The sequence below is a fragment of the Pseudomonas sp. SDO524_S393 genome (assembly GCF_054071875.1).
Window position 1 is genome coordinate 1 of the sequence record NZ_JBSVVZ010000020.1, and the last position, 19,048, is coordinate 19,048.

Here is a 19,048-nt window from a genome sequence, read left to right on the forward strand (position 1 = left end):
GTGGGGTTTCCCCATGTGAGAGTAGGTCATCGTCAAGATTAAATTCCGAAACCCCTGTCTGCTAATGCAGACAGGGGTTTTGTCGTTTTAGGGCAGCGCAAAATTCACAAGCAATAAAACCTTAGCGTCTACTCTGTAGCATCCCCCTCTACCGCTGGTCGGCTTCCGTCAGAAAATGAACAGGCTTCTCACAAATCACTAAGATTTGTCCAAATGCGGCCGAAAGCCTGATGAGCCCTGCGTGCACCAAAATAGAGCGGAAGGATTTCCGCAGTATTGCTTACATGGAATGTTTCCTCAGCACGCTCACCCCCTTTGGCAAAAAGAAGTCGATGAAATGAATCTAAAGTTCAGTCATAAAATTTTGCTGGCCGCGTCAGGTGTCGTTGTTCTCGCCTTCGCATTATTTACCCTCTACAACGACTACCTTCAGCGCAATACCATCACGCAGAACCTTGAGTCCTCCATCCAGCAATCCGGCGAGCTCACCGCCAGCAGCGTGCAAAACTGGCTCAACGGCCGGGTACTGGTACTCGAAAGTCTGGCGCAAAACGTTGCTCATCAAGGCAATGATGCCGACCTTCCCGGCCTGGTCGATCAACCGGCCTTCACCGCAAACTTCCAGTTCACTTACGTGGGCCAAACCAACGGTGTCTTCACTCAACGCCCGGACGCCAAAATGCCCGACGGTTACGACCCACGTCAGCGCCCTTGGTACAAACAGGCGGTAGCCGCCGATAAACCCACACTCACCCCTCCTTACATGGCCGCGGTGGGTGGTCAGATCGTGACGATCGCCATGCCGGTAAAGAAGAATGGCGAGCTCTTGGGCGTGGTCGGTGGTGACCTGAGCCTGCAATCCCTGGTGAAGATCATCAACTCGGTAGACTTCGGCGGTATTGGCCATGCCCTGTTGGTCAGTGGCGATGGCCAGGTCATTGTCAGTCCTGATCAGGACCAGGTGATGAAAAACCTCAAAGACATCTATCCAGGCACAAACCTGCGTATCGAGAAGATCAGTCAAAACGTTGTGCTCAAAGGTCAGGACCGCATCCTCTCTTTCACCCCGATCAATGGCTTGCCGGGTGCCGACTGGTACATTGGTTTGTCGATCGATAAAGACAAAGCCTACGCGCCACTGGGCAAATTCCGAGCTTCCGCGTTGGTTGCCATGTTGATTGCGGTGGTAGTGATTGCCGTACTGCTGAGCCTGCTGATTCAAGTACTGCTACGCCCCCTGAACACCATGGGACGAGCGATGCAAGATATCGCTCAAGGCGAGGGCGATCTAACCCGGCGCCTGACCGTGACCAGCAAGGATGAATTCGGCGAGGTGGGCAGCGCGTTCAACCAATTCGTCGAGCGTATCCACGCTTCCATTTCCGAAGTGTCGTCGGCGACACGTCACGTGCATGATCTGTCCCAGCGCGTCATGGCGTCGTCCAATGCGTCGATTATCGGCTCAGACGAGCAAAGCGCGCGTACCAACAGCGTAGCGGCGGCGATCAACCAGCTCGGTGCCGCCACCCAGGAAATCGCTCGCAACGCGGCCGATGCTTCATTGCACGCAAGCGGTGCCAGCGAGCAGGCTGACGATGGTCGCAAGGTGGTAGAGGACACCATCCTGGCCATGTCAGCGTTGTCGCAAAAGATCAGTTTGTCGTGTACCCAGATCGAAACCCTGAATGCCAGTACCGATAACATCGGCCACATTCTTGATGTCATCAAAGGTATTTCCCAACAAACCAACCTGTTGGCGCTCAACGCGGCGATCGAGGCCGCACGCGCCGGTGAAGCAGGTCGTGGGTTCGCCGTGGTGGCCGACGAAGTACGCAACCTTGCGCACCGTACCCAAGAGTCCGCCGAGGAGATCCACAAGATGATCACTTCACTGCAAGTGGGCTCGCGTGAAGCCGTCAGCACCATGAACGCCAGCCAGGCGTCCAGCGAAGAAAGTGTTCATGTGGCTAACCAGGCTGGCGAACGCCTGGTGAGTGTGACGCAACGTATCGTCGAGATTGACGGTATGAACCAATCTGTAGCCGCAGCCACCGAAGAGCAGACGGCCGTGGTGGAAACCCTCAACGTCGACATCAATCAGATCAACCTGCTGAACCAGCAGGGCGTGGCCAACCTCAACGAAACGTTGAAGGACTGTGATGCCTTGTCACAACAGGCCAATCGGTTGAAGCAGTTGGTGGACAGCTTCCGAATCTGACCGGAAGGCACTCGAGCAGGTGCTTTCAGGCCTATTCGAGCAATCGGCACACGTTGTCCAGGGCATCGTTGGCAAAACCTTGTACAAACTGTCGGAACCCCTCCTGCCTGTCATCGAGGGGTTCGGCAATGATGGTCCAGGTTGCCCTGGAAGTATTCGTCCCCACCGCCTCCACGTGCATGGCCGACCATAGCCTGGCTACTCCGAGCGTGTTGTAGATCGTGGTCCAGGTCATGGTCATGGCACCTTCGTCTCGGCTGTTGAGTTGCTCCACCACACAATTGCCGTCGTGGAAAAACTTGGTGCGCAAGGCGCCCACATCAACGCCGGTCATTTCGATGCGTGCCAGTGCCGGAATGAAGGTATCGAAACCCTCGAACCGGCCTACCATATCCCACAGACGTCTGGTGTGGCAGGAGACGATCACTGAAGCAACCACGGGTATGCCTTCAGGATTGCGAATTAACGTATCGGGTTGCAGCGGTTGCATGAAGTTGTCCTGAAGCGGTTCAGAGAAAGCCAATGTGCTTGAGATAGCGACAGCCACGGTTCATTAGCGCCAGGTTCTTTTCGGGATAGGACTCGCCCATCTGCCAGACGCCTCGCTGGGCATTGTCGTGGCGAATCCTTGAGGTATCGCCAATATCATCTTCCAGGCGGTCCAGATAAAAACCGAGCACGCCAAACAACGCATTTTCGGGACCTACCGTACGTAGTGCGTCTTGCCACTGCTGGATGCTCACCCGTTCGAACCGGTGCCCCGCCTGACTGAACACATCAAGATAACGCTCCCAGCTCAAGGGCTGCGGGTTGTGCAGGTTGAACACACGGTGATCAATGTCAAAGCGGGCGCAGTGAAACGCGATGAAGCGGGCGAGGAAATCCACGGGCATCAGATCAAAGTTACCCTCCAGTCGGGGGGCCAGACCCAATTGCAGCGAGCCCTTGAGCATCAGCATCAAGCGATTTTTCTGCGGCTGGCACACCCCATTTTTGCTATTGAAACTGACGTTTCCCGGACGAAGGATATTCACCCAGCCGCCACGCTCGACCGCTCGCCCCAGCAGGCGTTCCGCGGCCCACTTGGACAGGTTGTAGCCGTTTCTGATGTACAGCGGCGGTGAGGCCGCCGCCGGCGCCTCGAGGACATGCCCCAGAACATCGACCCCACTGGAGGCCGACAGTGTCGAGACGAAATTGAACACCTTCTTGGCGCCGGTCTCACACAGGTGCAGGCACTCGAATATCGGTTCGACGTTGTCCTGTGCCAGGGACGCATAGTCCATCACGTGATTGACCCGCGCGGCATTGTGCACCAACACACCGTAGTCCCGGGCCAGACGCTCGTAGGTCCTATTGGTCAACCCAAATTGCGGCAGGCTGATGTCGGCGGCGTACACCTGCACTCGGCTATGGTCCAGGTGTTGCAGGCGATACTCGTGCAGCGCCTGGGTAAAGCGTGCCATCGCCGAGTGCCCGGGAGATTCGCGCACCAGGCAGGCCATCTCCGTGGCCCCTCCCTCCAGCAACGCCTGGACAATATGCACGCCAACAAAGCTATTGGCACCGGTCACGATGATCATGCGTGGATCACCTCTTCGGTCTTCACCCAGTATTGGGGCGACCCACTCTCGTTGAGCATCCCGTATCGCAGGGCCAGAGTGCGTCAACGGGGTCGACTCATCCCCCAGCAGCATCGCGAGCCTACGGACAGTGGGTTCTTCAATGAAGCGGCTAAGGGCGAAACTACGGCCAAACTCCTTGCGTGCGCGCAGCAGGAGCATCGACAGCAAAATGGAATGGCCACCCAGGTTGAAAAAGCTTTCATCCACGGACAGGCGATCCGTCGACAGGTCCAGCAATTCGCTCCACAGTAAGATCAGCCGTGATTGCAGCGGTGTTTGCACACCGCCAGAAACCCCGCCTGGAATGCAGGGCAATGCCAGCAACGCCTGACGGTCGACCTTGCCGTTGCAGGAGTGCGGCAGGCTCGGCAGCTCACGCCATAGTCGAGGCAGCATATAGTCCGGTAACCGCTGCCGTGCATGTTGTTCCAACAGCGCTACCGTGGCACCGGGCTCGGGTTGGGTAACAAAGCAGCCAATACGATGGTTGTGATCAATCACCACCGCCACTTGGCGAAACAGTCCGCTGTCGCGCAGGCACTGTTCGATCTCCTGGGGTTCGACGCGATAGCCACGGATCTTGACCTGTTGATCCCGCCGTCCTCCCAGTTCGATGCCGTCATCTGTCCACTTGGCCAGATCCCCGGTGCGGTAGGCTCGCAGCGGCTGCCTGCCTGGCAGGGCCAGATCGACAAACGCGTCGCAGGCCTGTTCGGTCCTGGTGATGTACCCCAGGCTCACCCCCGGGCCGACGATATAAAGCTCGCCCATCACCTGCTCATCCACGGGCCGCATCTGATCATCCAGAATCAGCACCTGGCTGTTGGCAACGGGAAGGCCGAGGTTGCGATTGCCGGTCCCAGGCTGCATGACCCGATGCGTCACCAGCACCGTGGCTTCGGTAGGTCCATAGAGGTTATGCAATTGGCATTCGCCCGCCAGTCGCTCGATCACCGAGGGCTCACAGGCATCTCCACCGGTAAACAGATGCTGCAGCCCCAGAGGTTGATCCGCTGGCAAGGTGCTGAGCACCGCTGGCGGCAGGAATGCATGACTGATGTGTTGCTGGTGAATCAGATCCACCAGGGCGAGTGGATCACGCCGCTGTTCTTCACTGGGGATGATTAACTCGGCCCCTGCCATCAAGCTGGGAAAAATATCAATCAGCGAGGCGTCAAAACTCAAGGATGAGAACTGCAAAACGCGGCTCTGTTCATCCAGCGCCATACAGGCGCCAAACCAGGCCGTGAAATGCGCCAGGTTACTTTGGCTGAGCATCACCCCTTTGGGCCGGCCCGTGGTGCCCGAGGTGTACAGCACCATGCAGGGCGCGTCCATGGCGGGGCGGTGGCGCATCAGCGAATGCGCCGGGTCAATGCTGCCTGGGCCGGCCATACTCACATCCAGCGAACTGAACTGACTGCGCAACGGGTGCTTGCCATCGTCCAGCAAGACACGCGCCTTCGCACCGTCCAGCATCAGTTGGTGGCGCTTGGACGGGTGGTCCGGTGCCAACGGCAGATACACCGCGCCGCACCCCAGTACGGCGAGAATGCTGGCATATAACGCGGTGGATTTTTCCAGGCACACCCCGACCACCGGCAAGGTTTCAGTCTGTTCGAGCAAGGGATGAAGTTGCGCCTGGATGGCCAGCGCGTGGTCCAGCAACTGGCGGTAGCTCACCGTGCTTCCCGAGATATTCAGTGCGGTTCGCTCGGCGAAGGTGGTGAGGCACGCCTGCAACCGCTCGATGATCGGGACGCGGGCCTGGCGCAGCAGCGTCGGGTCTGCCGTACGATTGAAGCGGTGAAGGTAAGCCAGTGCGTCCAGCTCCAGCAGGCCCCATTCGGCAAAGTCACTGGCGGTCGCCGATCCGGTGAAACAGCCCGGGTCGCGAGCGAAGCTGCTGACCAGCATCGCCACCCAGTCCGTCAGTGTGTTGGTCGCCATCTGGCACAGTCGCTGGCCATTACCTTCGGGCTCCCGGGCAATGCCTTGTGTCGCCCATAACCGTCGATCCCGGTCATAGCAACGCAGCTCGAGCGCAGGCAGTCCGTCATCGGCCACAGGACCCACCCCCACACGCAGCCGCATGCACGGGATTGCAGTGATAAGAGAGGGCAGGTGCCGGCTGCCGTCCTCGATCATGAGATCGACGGCATCGTCACTCGCGATGTGCCCGTATTGTTCGAGTACCTGCCTGACGGCCGCCAGCGCCCTGCTGGTGCCCTGCCACCCGATCCTCAATTGCTTCATGCAACCCTCCGGGGGACCGCCAGGAAACGGTCCAGCGCGTCGGCCACGCTCGACGTCTGCAGCAAGTCGCTGCGCTGCAAAAAAGTGATGATGTTGCTCATCAGCGGGTGCTGGCGAGTGATGGGAAACGCCAGTGCCGTGACCTCTGCGTGCAGCGCTTCACGCAGGTGAGTGCTGAGGTCGAGGTGTTCGATCAGGTGCCGATCGAAGCGTTGTTGCAGGTCGTTCGTCAGGTACTGCGCCAGGAACGTCGGCAGAACACTGGCGATGCTGTCGCGGTCATCCGGGCTCGCCGCTTGCCAGTAAAGGCGCACCAGGCGTGTCCAGAACAGAGCGTGACGGCCCTCGTCAAACAGGTGATCGGCCATCAGGCCGCGGATCGAAGATTTGACGTGGGTGTCTTTTGAAAACGCTGCCACCTCGTGGGTCACGGTATTTTCGGCTATCGCCACGCCGAGCAACTCCACGGCATCACGCAGATGGGCAGGCACCAGGGCCTGAGCCGCCGGCAGCGCACGGTTCAGTTCGATGTGCCCAGGCAATTCGAGCGGTTGTATGCCGGTCATGGCCACTGTCTGTTTCAGGAAATCCAGTGCGACCAACGCGTGATAGTCCTCGTCCACCACTACCGTCATCGCGTCGTAGCGGCAGGCGAGAGGGAAGGCGGGCAAGAAGCGATTCTTGGCGATGTTGCGTGCCGTTCTGTCGACGATCTCGGTTTCGAAAATCACCACATCGTTGAGGAACTTGTAGAAGCTCTGCAGCAGCACAAAGTCGCGCCATTGCGGGCAATGCTCCAGAAAGGTTGCACACAGCACCAAGGGTTGGCGGCACAGGGGATAAATCAGCTTGTCATCGTTTTCCAACAGGCGGCGCGGGCGTGTACGGACGGTAGCGCGGTGCTCCCAGTCATCAGCGACAGAGCGATACTCATCGAGGTTCATGGTCGCTCCCTTTGCAGCGAGTCCCTCACCTCATCCCACAACGCGATGCGACAGTTCAGGGCGCCAAGCGCCGCCTCATGAGCCTGTTGTGCGCGGACAGGGTCTGCACCGACCAGGTGTTCGAGCAGTCGCGTTGCCGCCGGGACGTGGTTCTGGGTATCCAGTTCGACGTGGCGTTCAAGATAGCGGCGCAAGAGAGGCGCCTGGCGCTGTATAACCCGATTGTGTTGCAGCAAATGCTCGAACATTGCGGGGATAACGCTCTCGCGCCCATGCAGAAAAACGGCCGCCACGCAGTGGACGGGCGCGTTCAGGGCGATGTCCAGGGTGTGCCTGACGAAACGGGCGGCGCCGATCGGCACATCGAGCCTTTGCAGTGCTTCGCTTGCCTCAACGCCTTCGCGCTGCAGTGCAATGAAGCGCGTGATTGCCAGCGTGTCGGCCCCTACTTCGGCCATTGCCTCCAGGTACCACTCGAAATGGCTGCAATGGCCGACTGCGGGATGAGCGTCGGACTCTTCACCCAGCACGATTTCATTGATCAGGCGTGCAGCGTGCGAATTGGCAGGCGGAAGCCAGGGCAGGCGCGTACCGGTCAAATCCTGTTGCAGGCGCTTGGCGAGTGTCATGAAGTCCCAGACGGCAAATACATGACGTTCCATAAATAGTTTTAATTTGTTCAGTGAAGTTATTTCCCTGAACAGGGGGTGATGAGACAGTTGTCGTTCTTTTTGTTCAAGTAAGTGTTGATACATGGTGATGCCTATCCGTTGTCGCATCTGTTTTTAAACAGCGACGGTGTTTGCGATCAATAAATGAATGTGCAGGTAGTAGCCAGGCGTTCGCGCGTCTTGCGCCTGTACGGCGGGCCGCGCAGGTAGTTGAAGTGCCTGGTTGAGTAGGCAAGGATAATAAGCCGCCCAAGAATGCGGGCGGGTATAGAAATATGTTAGAAGTTTTTCTAAATAATATGAGTTGTGAGCAAAGGGTTTATAAATAGTCGGACATTTCTTTTTGAAAAGCAGGCGGTATCAAGCTCACTGCAAGTAACTAACATGCACTTGATAAAGCGTGTTGAAGGCGGGGGCTTACTCAATGAATAAGGCTCCCCGCAGGCTCATAACGTTAACGATATAAGCCGAGGGTGCTTACGGCGTGATGGCTTTCTGGCTGCTGAGGTAGTTCGTAATCACCTCCATCCCGCGCATCAGGTGGTTGCGCAAGGTCAGGATGCTCTCTTCGACTTTCTTTTGCGCCACCAGATTCAGCAGTTCGCGGTGGTCTTCCTGAGAGGTTTCGCCCAATCCCATCGCTTCCAGGTTGTAGCGCAGGAAGCGCTCCTCTTCGTTCAGCCCGTGCTCTACCAGTTTGAGCAGCCGCTGGTTGGGCGCCTTGCCATACAGCGACATATGGAACAGGCGGTTGAGGCGACCAATCTCGCTGTAGTCCTTTTCCTGTTCGAGAGCCCTGATACAGGCGTCCGCTTGCGCGATATCCGCCTCGGTGAGCAGCGGAATCGACAGTCGCAGCGCTTCAGACTCCAGCAACATGCGCAGGCCGTAGGTCTCTGCCGAGTTGTCCTCGATCAACGGCGCGACCACGGCGCCCTTGTGCGTCACCACATGCAATAGCGATTGAGCCTCCAACTGGCGCAGCGCCTCGCGCACCGGCATGCGGCTCACGCCGAACAGGCTGGCCAATTCCTGCTGGCGCATGGCAGTACCACAGGGCAGCCGCCCGTCGAGAATGGCATTGCGCAGGGTTTCTTCAATCACGGAGCGAGCAAGATGAGCGGGAATGGGTTCGCTGATCTTGATGCAGTTCAAAGGGGTCGGCTTCTGCGTCACGGTTACGCTATCCTCCTTGTTTGGAATAGGGGGTGGCCAATTGGATCCAATGCACACTAGAGACTGCCCATACGCTTGTCAAACGCCTACGGTTTCGGCTTGTAAGCGGTTCAACACGCGACTCCGCGCGCTGACACAAGGCATTTAAGCGTCTTACAGGACGGGTTCAACAAGCCCTCTGCAGAGTCCTTTCCGGCCACAATAGTCTTACTGCAAACTGAACGCTTTGTGGTGACTGTTTATTCCCTGTCCGTGAAAAGGCCTGATTTTTCGCCGGAACATTCCCGCATATGAATATTCATTAACGGTATTTAAACTGCCGTTCTTATATCTATAAAGTCACTGTCCTGACTGATCGGGAGTGACCTCATGTCCGCCACCTCTACTGTTCCAACAGCGACCTCTCCAGCCCAAGCGTTCGACATTCGCCCGCTTCCTGGCAGCGTAGGTGCCGAGATCATCGGCCTGGACCTGTCGCGTCCGGTCAACGACCAGGATTTCGCGCGTATTCACCGCGCGCATCTGGATCACCACGTGGTTGTCTTTCGTGACCAGCGCATCACGCCCGAACAACAGATCGCCTTCAGCCGCCGCTTTGGCGTCTTGCAAATTCACGTCCTCAAACAGTTTCTGCTGGCCAATCACCCGGAAATCCTGATCGTCTCCAACATCATCGAAAATGGCCAATCCATCGGCCTGGGCGATGCCGGCAAGTTCTGGCATTCGGACCTGTCCTATAAAGAACTGCCAAGCCTGGGCTCGATGCTTCACGCCCAGGAACTGCCCTCCGAAGGCGGCGATACCCTGTTCGCCGACATGCACAAAGCCTGGGACCAACTGCCCGCCCACCTGCGCAGCGCCGTCGAGGGCCGTAGCGCCGCTCACTCCTACACCGCGCGCTACAGTGAAACCAAGTTCGAAGGCAACTGGCGCCCGACGCTCACCCCCGAACAACTCGCGCAGGTGGCCGAAGTGGTCCACCCGATTGTGCGTACCCACCCGGAAAACGGCCGCAAGGCGCTGTTCGTCAGTGAGGGTTTCACTACGCGCATCGTCGGCCTGCCGGAGGACGAAAGCCGCGACCTGCTGGCCCAGCTCTATGCCCACAGCGTGCTGCCCGAAAACATCTACCGCCATCAATGGCAGCCCCACGACATGGTGTTCTGGGACAACCGCTCGCTGATCCATCTGGCCGCCGGTTGCCCGAGCCACCTGCGTCGCAAATTGTTTCGCACCACTATCCAGGGCGACGCGCCTTTCTGATTCGGAGCATGAGCATGTCCAGGAGCATTGCATTTGCACGGCTGGCGGCGACCGTCGGCCTGGGCGTCAGCCTGTTGGCCGGCAGCCTGGTTGCACCCGCCGCTGCCCAGGCCGAAGGCGAGATCCGCATCGCCGAACAGTTCGGTGTCGTCTACCTGCTGCTCAACGTGGTGCGCGATCAGCACCTGATCGAGAAGTACGGCAAACAGGCAGGCGTCGACATCAAGGTTGACTGGACCCAGCTCTCCGGTGGCGCAGCGGTCAATGATGCGCTGCTCTCCGGCTCCATCGATATCGCCGGTGCCGGTACTGGTCCGCTGCTGACCATTTGGGACCGCACCCGTGGCAAGCAGAACGTCAAGGCCGTCGCTTCCCTGGGCAACTTTCCGTACTACCTGGTGAGCAACAATCCCAACGTCAAAACCATTGCCGACTTCACCGACAAAGACCGCATCGCCGTACCGGCGGTGGGTGTTTCGGTACAGTCGCGTTTCCTGCAATACGCCGCCGCCAAACAATGGGGCGACAAGGAATTCAACCGCCTCGACAAATACACCGTCGCCGTCCCGCACCCCGACGCCACAGCGGCGTTGATCGCCGGCGGGACCGAGCTGACTGGGCACTTTTCCAACCCGCCGTTCCAGGACCAGGCACTGACCAACCCCAACGTGCATGTGGTGCTCAACTCCTACGATATCCTCGGACCCAATTCGCCGACGGTGTTGTTCGCCACCGAGAAATTCCGCAACGACAACCCGAAAACCTACACGGCGTTCATCGAGGCGCTGACCGAAGCCGCGCAGTTCGTCCAGCATGACAAAGGCGCCGCCGCCGACACCTACCTGCGGGTGACCAAGGCCAAAATCGATCGCGCCGAGTTGCTGAAAATCATCGACAACCCGCAGTTCGAATTCAGCATCACACCCAAGAGCACCTACCCGCTGGCGGAATTCCTCTACCGCGTCGGCGCCATCAAGCACAAGCCTGAATCGTGGAAGGACTACTTCTTCCAGGACGCCAAGCCCCTGCAAGGAAGTTGAAATGAACGCGCCTTTGCAAGGCCACACGGCCAGCAACCCGCACGCCACCGCCCCGTTGCTGGCGGTGGATAACGTCAGCCTTGAATACCGCACTCCCGAGCGGGTGGTACGGGCCACGCACCAGGTCAGTTTCGAGATCGATCCCGGCGACCGTTATGTTTTGCTCGGCCCTTCGGGCTGCGGCAAATCCACATTGCTCAAGTCCATCGCCGGGTTCATCAAGCCCTGCGAAGGCGAGATTCGTCTGCTTGGGCAGAAAGTCGAGCAACCCGGTCCGGACCGCATCGTGGTGTTCCAGGAGTTCGACCAACTGCCACCGTGGAAGACCGTCAAACAGAACGTGATGTTTCCGCTGCTGGCGTCCAAAACCCTGAAGCGCCCTGAAGCCGAAGCGCGCGCATTGCACTACCTCGACAAAGTCGGCCTTACCGCCTTTGCCGATGCGTACCCCCATACCCTGTCCGGCGGCATGAAGGCCCGCGTGGCCATCGCCCGCGCCCTGGCCATGCAACCGAAAATCCTGCTGATGGACGAGCCCTTCGCCGCTCTCGATGCGTTGACCCGGCGCAAGATGCAGGAGGAATTGCTGCTGCTTTGGGAAGAAGTACGCTTCACCCTGCTGTTCGTGACCCACTCCATCGAAGAAGCGTTGGTGGTGGGCAACCGCATCCTGTTGCTGTCGCCCCACCCGGGGCGCGTTCGTGCCGAAATCCACAGCCATCAATACGACCTGCACAGCCTCGGCGGTGTGGAGTTCCAGGCGTCGGCGCGGCGGATCCATCGCCTGCTGTTCGATGAAGCGCCCGAAGCCGAGCAAGAGCTGGGTTTCGCCGATATCCGCATCGCTTACTAAGGGGCCGACGCATGCGCCAGGAATTTGAAGTTACCCTCGAACCGCTGCTCAGCGTTCCCGTGGAGCGCGAACTGCCCCTGCGCCAACGCCTGTGGCAACAAGGCTGGTTGCGCAAAGGCCTGATCCTGATCGTGCTCGCCATCCTCTGGGAAGCGGTCGCGCGGTATCAGAACAACGACCTGCTGTTGCCCAGCTTCATGCAGACCTTTCACGCGCTCTACGATGGTTTACTCAGTGGTGAACTGCTGAGCAAGGTGAGCATCTCGTTGGTGGTGCTGATCAAGGGCTACCTGATCGGCATCGTGCTGGCGTTTGCCCTGACCACCCTGGCGGTGTCGACTCAATTGGGCCGCGACCTGCTCAGCACTCTGACCTCGATGTTCAACCCGTTGCCGGCTATCGCACTGTTGCCGCTGGCCCTGCTGTGGTTCGGCCTGGGCCAGAACAGCCTGATTTTCGTGCTGGTGCACTCGGTGTTGTGGGCCTTGGCGCTCAACACCTATTCGGGCTTCCTCGGCGTGTCCGAAACCCTGCGCATGGCCGGGCGCAACTACGGCCTCAAGGGCATGCGCTTCGTATTGTTCATCCTCATCCCGGCGGCACTGCCGTCGATCCTTGCGGGGTTGAAGATCGGCTGGGCGTTCGCCTGGCGCACGTTGATCGCCGCCGAACTGGTGTTCGGCGCCACCAGCGGCAAGGGCGGGCTGGGCTGGTACATCTTCCAGAACCGTAACGAGCTGTACACCGACAAAGTGTTCGCCGGCCTGGCAGTGGTGATCCTGATCGGGCTGCTCGTGGAAAACCTGGTGTTCGACACCTTCGAGCGGCTTACCGTGAAGCGCTGGGGCATGCAGCGCTGATCCCATCCCTGTTACGATTGCGCCCAGTTCACTGCCCATTGATCACGAGTGCCTGGCATGCAATTACCGGACATGAACCTGCTGGTCGCCCTCGACGCCTTGCTCGACGAGGGCAGCGTGGTCGGCGCTGCCCGACGGATGAACCTCAGCCCGGCGGCCATGAGCCGTACCCTCACGCGGATTCGCGAAGCGGTGGGCGACCCGATCCTGGTGCGTGCCGGTCGCGGCCTGGTGCCGACGCCCAAGGCCTTGCAGTTGCAGGGCCAGGTGCGCAACGTGGTCGAGCAGGCGGCGTTGCTGTTTCGTTCGGCCGACCAGGTTGACCTGAGCACGTTGCGCCGCCGTTTCAGCGTGCGCGCCAACGACTTTTTCATCGGTGTGTATGGCGGTCGCATGTTCGACACCATGGAGCGCATGGCGCCGTTGTGCGAACTGTGTTTCGTACCCGAAGCCGACACCGACGACGATGCCCTGCGTGAAGGCCGGCTGGACCTGCGGGTCAGCAACACGATGCCGCCGAGCCCGGAAGTGAAGGTGCAGACGTTGTTCTCCACCACGTTTGTCGGCCTGGCCCGCGAAGACCATCCGTTGTTCGATGAGGAAATCACCCCGGCGCGTTTCGCCAGCTACTCCCACATCAGCATTTCCCGGCGCGGCAAGGCGCGCGGGCCGATTGATACGGCCCTGAATGCCCTCGGCCTGGAGCGCCGCGTGGCGATGATCGCTCCGGGTTTTCACGGTGCGATGTTCATGCTGCCCGACTCCGATTTACTGCTGCCGGTCCCCAAGGAAGCGCTGTTGAGTGCCAACCGCCTGAAACTGCCGCTGCGCGCCTTCGCGCTGCCAATTTCCCTGCCGACCCTGATCCTGGCGCAATCCTGGCACCCGCGTTTCGACAAAGACCCGGCGCACAGATGGCTGCGCGAGACCATGCGCGAGAGTTGCCACGCCACTTGGCTGGAAGCCCAGCCCGTCTAACAATCAAACGGTTGATCGTTGCGTCCAGCGTAATTATAAGCTGTCAATAAGTAACTTTTTGTCATGTTTAGGGCTTATTAAACTGCCCGGGTACTTCCTCTTCCGAGCTACCCGTTCATGACTTCCTTCGCTGCCCCCACCCTTGAGGCCGCAGCCAAACCCGTCAGCATCAGCCCGCCCGCCTTTGGCCCACGCATCATCATCGGCCTGGTCGGTGTGCTACTGGCGGTGCTGGTCTCAGGTCTCAACGAGACGGTGACCAAAGTCGCCCTTGCCGATATTCGCGGCGGGCTGTTCATCGGATTTGACGAAGGCACCTGGCTGGTCGCGGCCTACACCGCGACCTCCGTTGCGGCGATGGCGTTCGCGCCCTGGTGTTCGGTGACGTTTTCCCTGCGCCGCTTCACCCTGTGCGCCATCGGTCTGTTCACCCTGTTGGGCATCCTGTGCCCGTTTGCGCCGAACTACGAAAGCCTGTTGGTACTGCGTACCGTGCAAGGCCTGGCCGGGGGGGCACTGCCACCGATGCTGATGACCGTGGCCCTGCGTTTCCTGCCGGCCAACGTCAAGCTCTATGGCCTGGCCGGCTACGCGCTCACCGCCACCTTCGGCCCGAGCCTCGGCACGCCGCTGGCGGCACTGTGGACCGAATACGTCGGGTGGCAGTGGGCGTTCTGGCAGATCGTCGGCCCGTGCCTGTTGGCAATGGCGATGGTGGCCTACGGGTTGCCGCAGGACCCGCTGCGCCTGGAGCGCTTCAAGGCTTTCAACTGGCGCGGCCTGCTGCTGGGTTTCCCGGCGATCTGCATGCTGGTGATCGGCCTGCTGCAGGGCAATCGCCTGGACTGGTTCGAATCGGACCTGATCACCTGCTTGCTGGTTGGCGGCATGCTGTTACTGGTGCTGTTCATGCTCAATGAATGGTCGCAGCCGATCCCGTTCTTCAAGTTGCAAATGCTCGGCCTGCGCAACTTGTCGTTTGCCTTGATCGTGCTGGCCGGCGTGCTGATGGTGCTGACCTCGGTGATCCTCATTCCGTCGAGTTTCCTTGCCCAGATCCAGGGTTATCGTCCACTGCAAACCGCGCCGGTGATGTTGTTGATGGCACTGCCGCAGTTGATCGCACTGCCGTTGGTGGCGGCGCTGTGCAACCTGCGCTGGGTCGATTGTCGCTGGGTCCTCGGCATCGGCCTGGGCATGCTGGTGCTGTGCTGCGTGGGCAGTTCGCACCTGACCTCCGTGTGGATTCGCGATGATTTCTACGGCCTGTACCTGCTACAGATCTTCGGCCAGCCGATGGCCGTGCTGCCGTTGCTGATGCTCTCTACTGGCAGCATCCAGCCAATGGACGGGCCGTTCGCCTCGGCGTGGTTCAACACCATCAAGGGCCTGGCCGCCGTGATCGCCACTGCGGTGCTCGATGTGCTGACCACCCGGCGCCTGCATTTTCACTCCAGCATGCTGGTGGACCGCCTGGGCAACTCGCCGCAAATCGATGGCGACACGCCCGGTCTGGCCCACCGCCTGCACGAACAGGCCGTGGTGCTCACCTCTTCGGATCTCTATCTCGTCATGGCCGCCGTCGCGGTGGCGTTGATCCTGCTGATTTTCTGGATGCCGACGCGGATCTTTCCACCGCGCGCACCGACCTAGCCAAAAGGACTGCTCATGAAACGCAAAGACAAAATTGCCGTCGCCGTTATCGCGGTGTTTGCCGTCGGCGCGCTGGTCTACCTGGCTGCACCGGGCCTGCTGGGCAGCCAGCGCCAGACCACCAACGACGCCTTCGTCACCGCCGATTTCACCCAGGTGGCGCCGCGCGTGGCGGGCTTTATCAAGGAGGTGCTGGTGGACGACAACCAGCGCGTCAAGGCCGGGCAACTGCTGGCGCTGATCGACGACCGCGATTTCCGCGCCGCCGCCCAGGCCGCCGACGCCGATGCCCTGGTCGCCCAGGCCCAGTTGAAGAACGCCAACGCCACCCTGGAGCGGCAAAGCTCGGTGATCGCCCAGGCCCAGGCCACCGTCGCAGCGGATCGCGCCGAGATGGCCTTCGCCGAACACGAATTGAATCGCTACAACCACCTCGCCGGGGTGGGTGCCGGCACCGTGCAGAACGCCCAGCAAGCCAAGACGCGCATCGACCAGGCCACCGCGCGCCTGGCCAATGCCAGCGCCGTGCTGGCGGCGGAGCGCAAACAGGTGGAAATCCTCACCGCCCAGCGCGATGCGGCCGAGGGCGGGCTCAAACGTGCCCAGGCGGCGCTGGAGCTGGCCAGTTATCAACTGTCGTACACGCGCATCGTGGCGCCGGTGGACGGCATGGTCGGCGAGCGCGCGGTGCGCGTCGGCGCCTATGTGACCCCGGGCAGCAAGCTGCTCGCCGTGGTGCCGTTGACCGACGCCTACGTGGTGGCCAACTTCCAGGAGACCCAGCTTTCCCACATGCACGCCGGGCAGGCTGTGCAAGTGCGTGTCGACAGCCTCGACGGCGAGCTGCTCCAGGGGCATCTGGAAAGCCTGGCACCGGCCACCGGCGTGACCTTCGCCGCGGTCAGACCCGACAACGCCACCGGCAATTTCACCAAGGTAGTGCAGCGTATTCCGGTGAAGATCGTGCTGGAACCGGGCCAGCCCCTGGCCGAGCGCCTGCGGGTCGGCATGTCGGTGGAAGCCAGCGTCGACACCCAGCCTGTGGCGCAACAGCGCGAGGTGGCCCAGCAATGAAACGCATGGCATGGCTCACCCTGAGCCTTATCAGCCTGAGTGCCTGCACGGTCGGCCCGGATTACCACACGCCCCAAAACCCGGACGTGGCCCGCTGGAGTGAGCCCCAGGGCCGGCAAGCCGCCAGCCGTGCCGTCAGCGACCCTTTGCAGGAGCGCTGGTGGGAAGTGTTTCACGATGCGCAACTCACGGCCCTCACACAGCGTGCGCTCAACGATAACCTCGACCTCAAGTTGGCCAGCAGCCGCCTGCAACAGAGCCGCGCGGTACGCCAGGTGACCACCGCCGAGCGTTACCCCACGGTGAACGCAACCGGCGACTACTTGCGCCAGCGCAACAGCGGCAAAGGCTTGAGCGACCCGTCTGGCGAGAATGGCCGCTCGGCGTACAACCAATGGGACGCGGGCTTCTCGGCGTCCTGGGAGCTGGACTTCTGGGGCCGGGTCAAACGCGAAACCGAAGCCGCCGATGCCACCCTGCAAGTGGCCGAAAACGACCGTCGCGCGGTACTGCTCTCGGTGCTGGCCGAGACCGCCCAGGACTACATTCAATTGCGCGGCGTGCAGAACACGCGTGCCGTCACCGAGCAAAACCTCGACGTTGCACACCACAGCCTCAAACTCTCGCAATTGCGCCTGGCCGACGGTGTGGCCACTGACCTCGACGTGGCCGAGGCCGCCGCCCAGGTCGCGGCCATCGAAGCGCGCCTGCCAGACCTGCAACAGCGCCAGGACCAGTTGATCAACGCCCTCAGCCTGTTGATGGGCGAGCCGCCCCAAGCCCTGCACGCGCAATTGTCCAAGGATGCCGCCGTACCGCAGACCCGGCGCCAGGTCGCGATCGGCCTGCCGTCCGAGCTGGCCGAACGCCGCCCGGACATCCGCCAGGCCGAGGCCCGCCTGCATGCCGCCACCGCCAGCATCGGTGTGGCCAAGGGCGATTTCTACCCGCGCATCACCCTGTCCGGCAGCCTGGGTTCCCAGGCCTTGCAACTGTCGGATTTCGGCACCTGGGGCTCCCGCACATTGGCCTTCGGCCCGCAGTTCAGCCTGCCGCTGTTCAATGGCGGACGCCTGCAAGGCATGTTGAACCTGCGTGAGGCCCAACAGCAGGAAGCGGCCCTCGCGTACCAGCAAACCGTGCTGCGCGCCTGGCACGAAATCGACGACCAACTCACCCGCTACAACGCCAGCCAACTGCGCCGCGACAGCCTCGCCGAAGCCGTACGCCAGAACCAGATCGCCCTGACCACCGCGCAGCATCAATACGTCGAAGGCGTGGTGGATTTCGTCAACGTCCTCACCGTGCAAAGCGCGCTGCTGGCCACTCAGGAACAGTGGGTCGAAAGCTCCACCGGCGTGTCGCTGGCCATGGTCGGGTTGTACAAGGCCCTGGGTGGCGGGTGGGAGTCGGTGTATCCGTTGCAAGCGGCGGGTCGCTGAGCGACACAGTGTTATGGCCGTTTATGAAAGGGGTCGAGTGTCTACGCTCGCAATAGCATGAAGGTGACGTCGTCTTCCGTAGAGACGCCATCAAGGCTCTGCGTTGCGAGACTCGCGAGTTGTTTCTGAATCGAGAGCTCGGCCCAGAAACCATCGGTTGCCAGTATCCAGGTGGTGTCCTGGACGATTGGCATGGACTGAACGTGAGGCTCGTGTGCCCGTCGGTGGCTCATGCAGTTGAACAGCGTTTTGCGGCTGGAGTCACAGGATCCACTCCCGCAACATGGCGTCGGCCACCTTGGCCTCGCGCGGGCCTCCGATGCGAATGGCGTCAACCAGGGCAAGGAAGTGGTAGAGCAGCTCATCCTTCTTGACCGCGCCGGGAACGGTTTTATAAAGCGGCGTGACTTCCTGGCCTTTGCTTTTTCCGTATGCGTCCGGCCAGACGGGAATGAGATCGCCGCCGCTCATCAGCTTGCCCGCCAGGACTGGTGCTGCGAAGGCTGTTGGAATGCCACGAACGATAGGGCCGGGTTTGGCGGGGAAAATATAGCGGATGCTGTACGTGACCAAATCCAGCAGCGCCTTGCTCCTTACTTGAGGTATTGCATCGATAGGGCTCGAATAAATCAGCCCAATTTCTTTGCAGCGCTGCAGGGATGAGGACACCTCGGTTTTGCTAAGGCCCAGTGCGGAGGACAGGGCTCTCACCGAATAAATCTGTGAGTGACGCTCTTCAAACTCTTCGTCTAAGTCATCCCAGCCCCGCCAGTCATCAATTGACGAAAGCCGCACGGTCTCGAAGTTTTGGCTGTAGTCCGGAATGCTCTGAAAGCCAAGGGCGGCGTTCTCCTTCTCCACAGAGAACACGCGCTTTTTAATGCGATCCCCTTTGGCCTGTAATTCCAGACTGATCAGTTTGAACAGAATGACGATATCTTGACTTTTCATGGGGCTCCGAAAGCGAGTGTCCTCTGTCCGCGGACGGAGGACAC

General features: G+C 60.4%; 15 protein-coding genes and 1 pseudogene. 10 read left to right on the forward strand and 6 right to left on the reverse strand.

The features are described from left to right. Positions 1-337: 337 nt before the first annotated feature. Together ACW9IB_RS11155 and ACW9IB_RS11160 are read left to right on the forward strand one after the other, a co-directional pair. Positions 338-1,363 (forward strand): annotated as a pseudogene (locus ACW9IB_RS11155) (HAMP domain-containing protein); the annotation flags it as partial. A gap of 69 nt (positions 1,364-1,432) precedes the next feature. Further along, positions 1,433-2,218, forward strand: a complete 786-nt coding sequence (locus ACW9IB_RS11160) for a methyl-accepting chemotaxis protein (protein WP_457413719.1) — start codon at positions 1,433-1,435, stop codon at positions 2,216-2,218. A gap of 31 nt (positions 2,219-2,249) precedes the next feature. Here the strand turns inward: ACW9IB_RS11160 and ACW9IB_RS11165 are convergent, their stop codons facing one another. From ACW9IB_RS11165 to ACW9IB_RS11185, 5 genes are all read right to left on the reverse strand, one after another. Continuing rightward, positions 2,250-2,708, reverse strand: coding sequence for an SRPBCC family protein (locus ACW9IB_RS11165; RefSeq protein ID WP_457413641.1), 459 nt, complete (start codon positions 2,706-2,708; stop codon positions 2,250-2,252). 19 nt (positions 2,709-2,727) lie between these two features. Next, complete coding sequence (locus ACW9IB_RS11170; RefSeq protein ID WP_457413643.1) at positions 2,728-6,099, reverse strand: amino acid adenylation domain-containing protein; 3,372 nt, start codon at positions 6,097-6,099, stop codon at positions 2,728-2,730. After that, complete coding sequence (locus ACW9IB_RS11175) at positions 6,096-7,043, reverse strand: diiron oxygenase (protein WP_457413644.1); 948 nt, start codon at positions 7,041-7,043, stop codon at positions 6,096-6,098. Before ACW9IB_RS11175 ends, ACW9IB_RS11170 begins: the two co-directional genes overlap by 4 nt. Then, positions 7,040-7,798 carry a DUF3050 domain-containing protein gene (locus ACW9IB_RS11180; RefSeq protein ID WP_457413646.1) on the reverse strand — a complete coding sequence of 253 codons (759 nt, stop codon included), beginning with the start codon at positions 7,796-7,798 and terminating at the stop codon, positions 7,040-7,042. The genes ACW9IB_RS11175 and ACW9IB_RS11180 overlap by 4 nt, the downstream gene beginning before the upstream one ends. Positions 7,799-8,191: 393 nt before the next feature. Further along, complete coding sequence (locus ACW9IB_RS11185; protein ID WP_457366587.1) at positions 8,192-8,890, reverse strand: GntR family transcriptional regulator; 699 nt, start codon at positions 8,888-8,890, stop codon at positions 8,192-8,194. A gap of 369 nt (positions 8,891-9,259) precedes the next feature. Here ACW9IB_RS11185 and ACW9IB_RS11190 point away from each other — a divergent pair, with 369 nt between their 5' ends. The 8 genes from ACW9IB_RS11190 (at position 9,260) to ACW9IB_RS11225 (ending at position 18,053) form a co-directional block, all read left to right on the forward strand. Beyond that, complete coding sequence (locus ACW9IB_RS11190) at positions 9,260-10,153, forward strand: TauD/TfdA dioxygenase family protein (protein ID WP_457413647.1); 894 nt, start codon at positions 9,260-9,262, stop codon at positions 10,151-10,153. Between the two features lie 14 nt (positions 10,154-10,167). Next, the gene (locus ACW9IB_RS11195; RefSeq protein ID WP_457413648.1) at positions 10,168-11,193 is read left to right on the forward strand and encodes an ABC transporter substrate-binding protein; all 1,026 of its coding nucleotides are present in this window, start codon (positions 10,168-10,170) and stop codon (positions 11,191-11,193) included. A 1-nt stretch (position 11,194) separates the two neighbouring features. After that, entirely contained in the window at positions 11,195-12,046 is an 852-nt protein-coding gene (locus ACW9IB_RS11200; RefSeq protein ID WP_457366584.1) for an ABC transporter ATP-binding protein, read from the forward strand. An 11-nt stretch (positions 12,047-12,057) separates the two neighbouring features. Continuing rightward, positions 12,058-12,906, forward strand: coding sequence for an ABC transporter permease (locus ACW9IB_RS11205; protein WP_457413649.1), 849 nt, complete (start codon positions 12,058-12,060; stop codon positions 12,904-12,906). Positions 12,907-12,963: 57 nt separating this feature from the next. Then, positions 12,964-13,884 carry a LysR family transcriptional regulator gene (locus ACW9IB_RS11210; RefSeq protein ID WP_457366582.1) on the forward strand — a complete coding sequence of 307 codons (921 nt, stop codon included), beginning with the start codon at positions 12,964-12,966 and terminating at the stop codon, positions 13,882-13,884. A gap of 117 nt (positions 13,885-14,001) precedes the next feature. Next, a complete protein-coding gene (locus ACW9IB_RS11215) occupies positions 14,002-15,537 on the forward strand; it encodes an MFS transporter (protein WP_457413650.1) in 1,536 nt (511 codons plus the stop codon). Positions 15,538-15,552: 15 nt separating this feature from the next. Continuing rightward, the gene (locus ACW9IB_RS11220) at positions 15,553-16,611 is read left to right on the forward strand and encodes an HlyD family secretion protein (RefSeq protein WP_457413651.1); all 1,059 of its coding nucleotides are present in this window, start codon (positions 15,553-15,555) and stop codon (positions 16,609-16,611) included. Further along, positions 16,608-18,053, forward strand: a complete 1,446-nt coding sequence (locus ACW9IB_RS11225; RefSeq protein WP_457413652.1) for an efflux transporter outer membrane subunit — start codon at positions 16,608-16,610, stop codon at positions 18,051-18,053. The genes ACW9IB_RS11220 and ACW9IB_RS11225 overlap by 4 nt, the downstream gene beginning before the upstream one ends. Positions 18,054-18,314: 261 nt before the next feature. Here the strand turns inward: ACW9IB_RS11225 and ACW9IB_RS11230 are convergent, their stop codons facing one another. Continuing rightward, positions 18,315-19,004 (reverse strand): hypothetical protein, encoded by a 690-nt coding sequence (locus ACW9IB_RS11230; RefSeq protein ID WP_457413654.1) that lies wholly within the window; start codon positions 19,002-19,004, stop codon positions 18,315-18,317. Between the last annotated feature and the right edge of the window lie 44 nt (positions 19,005-19,048).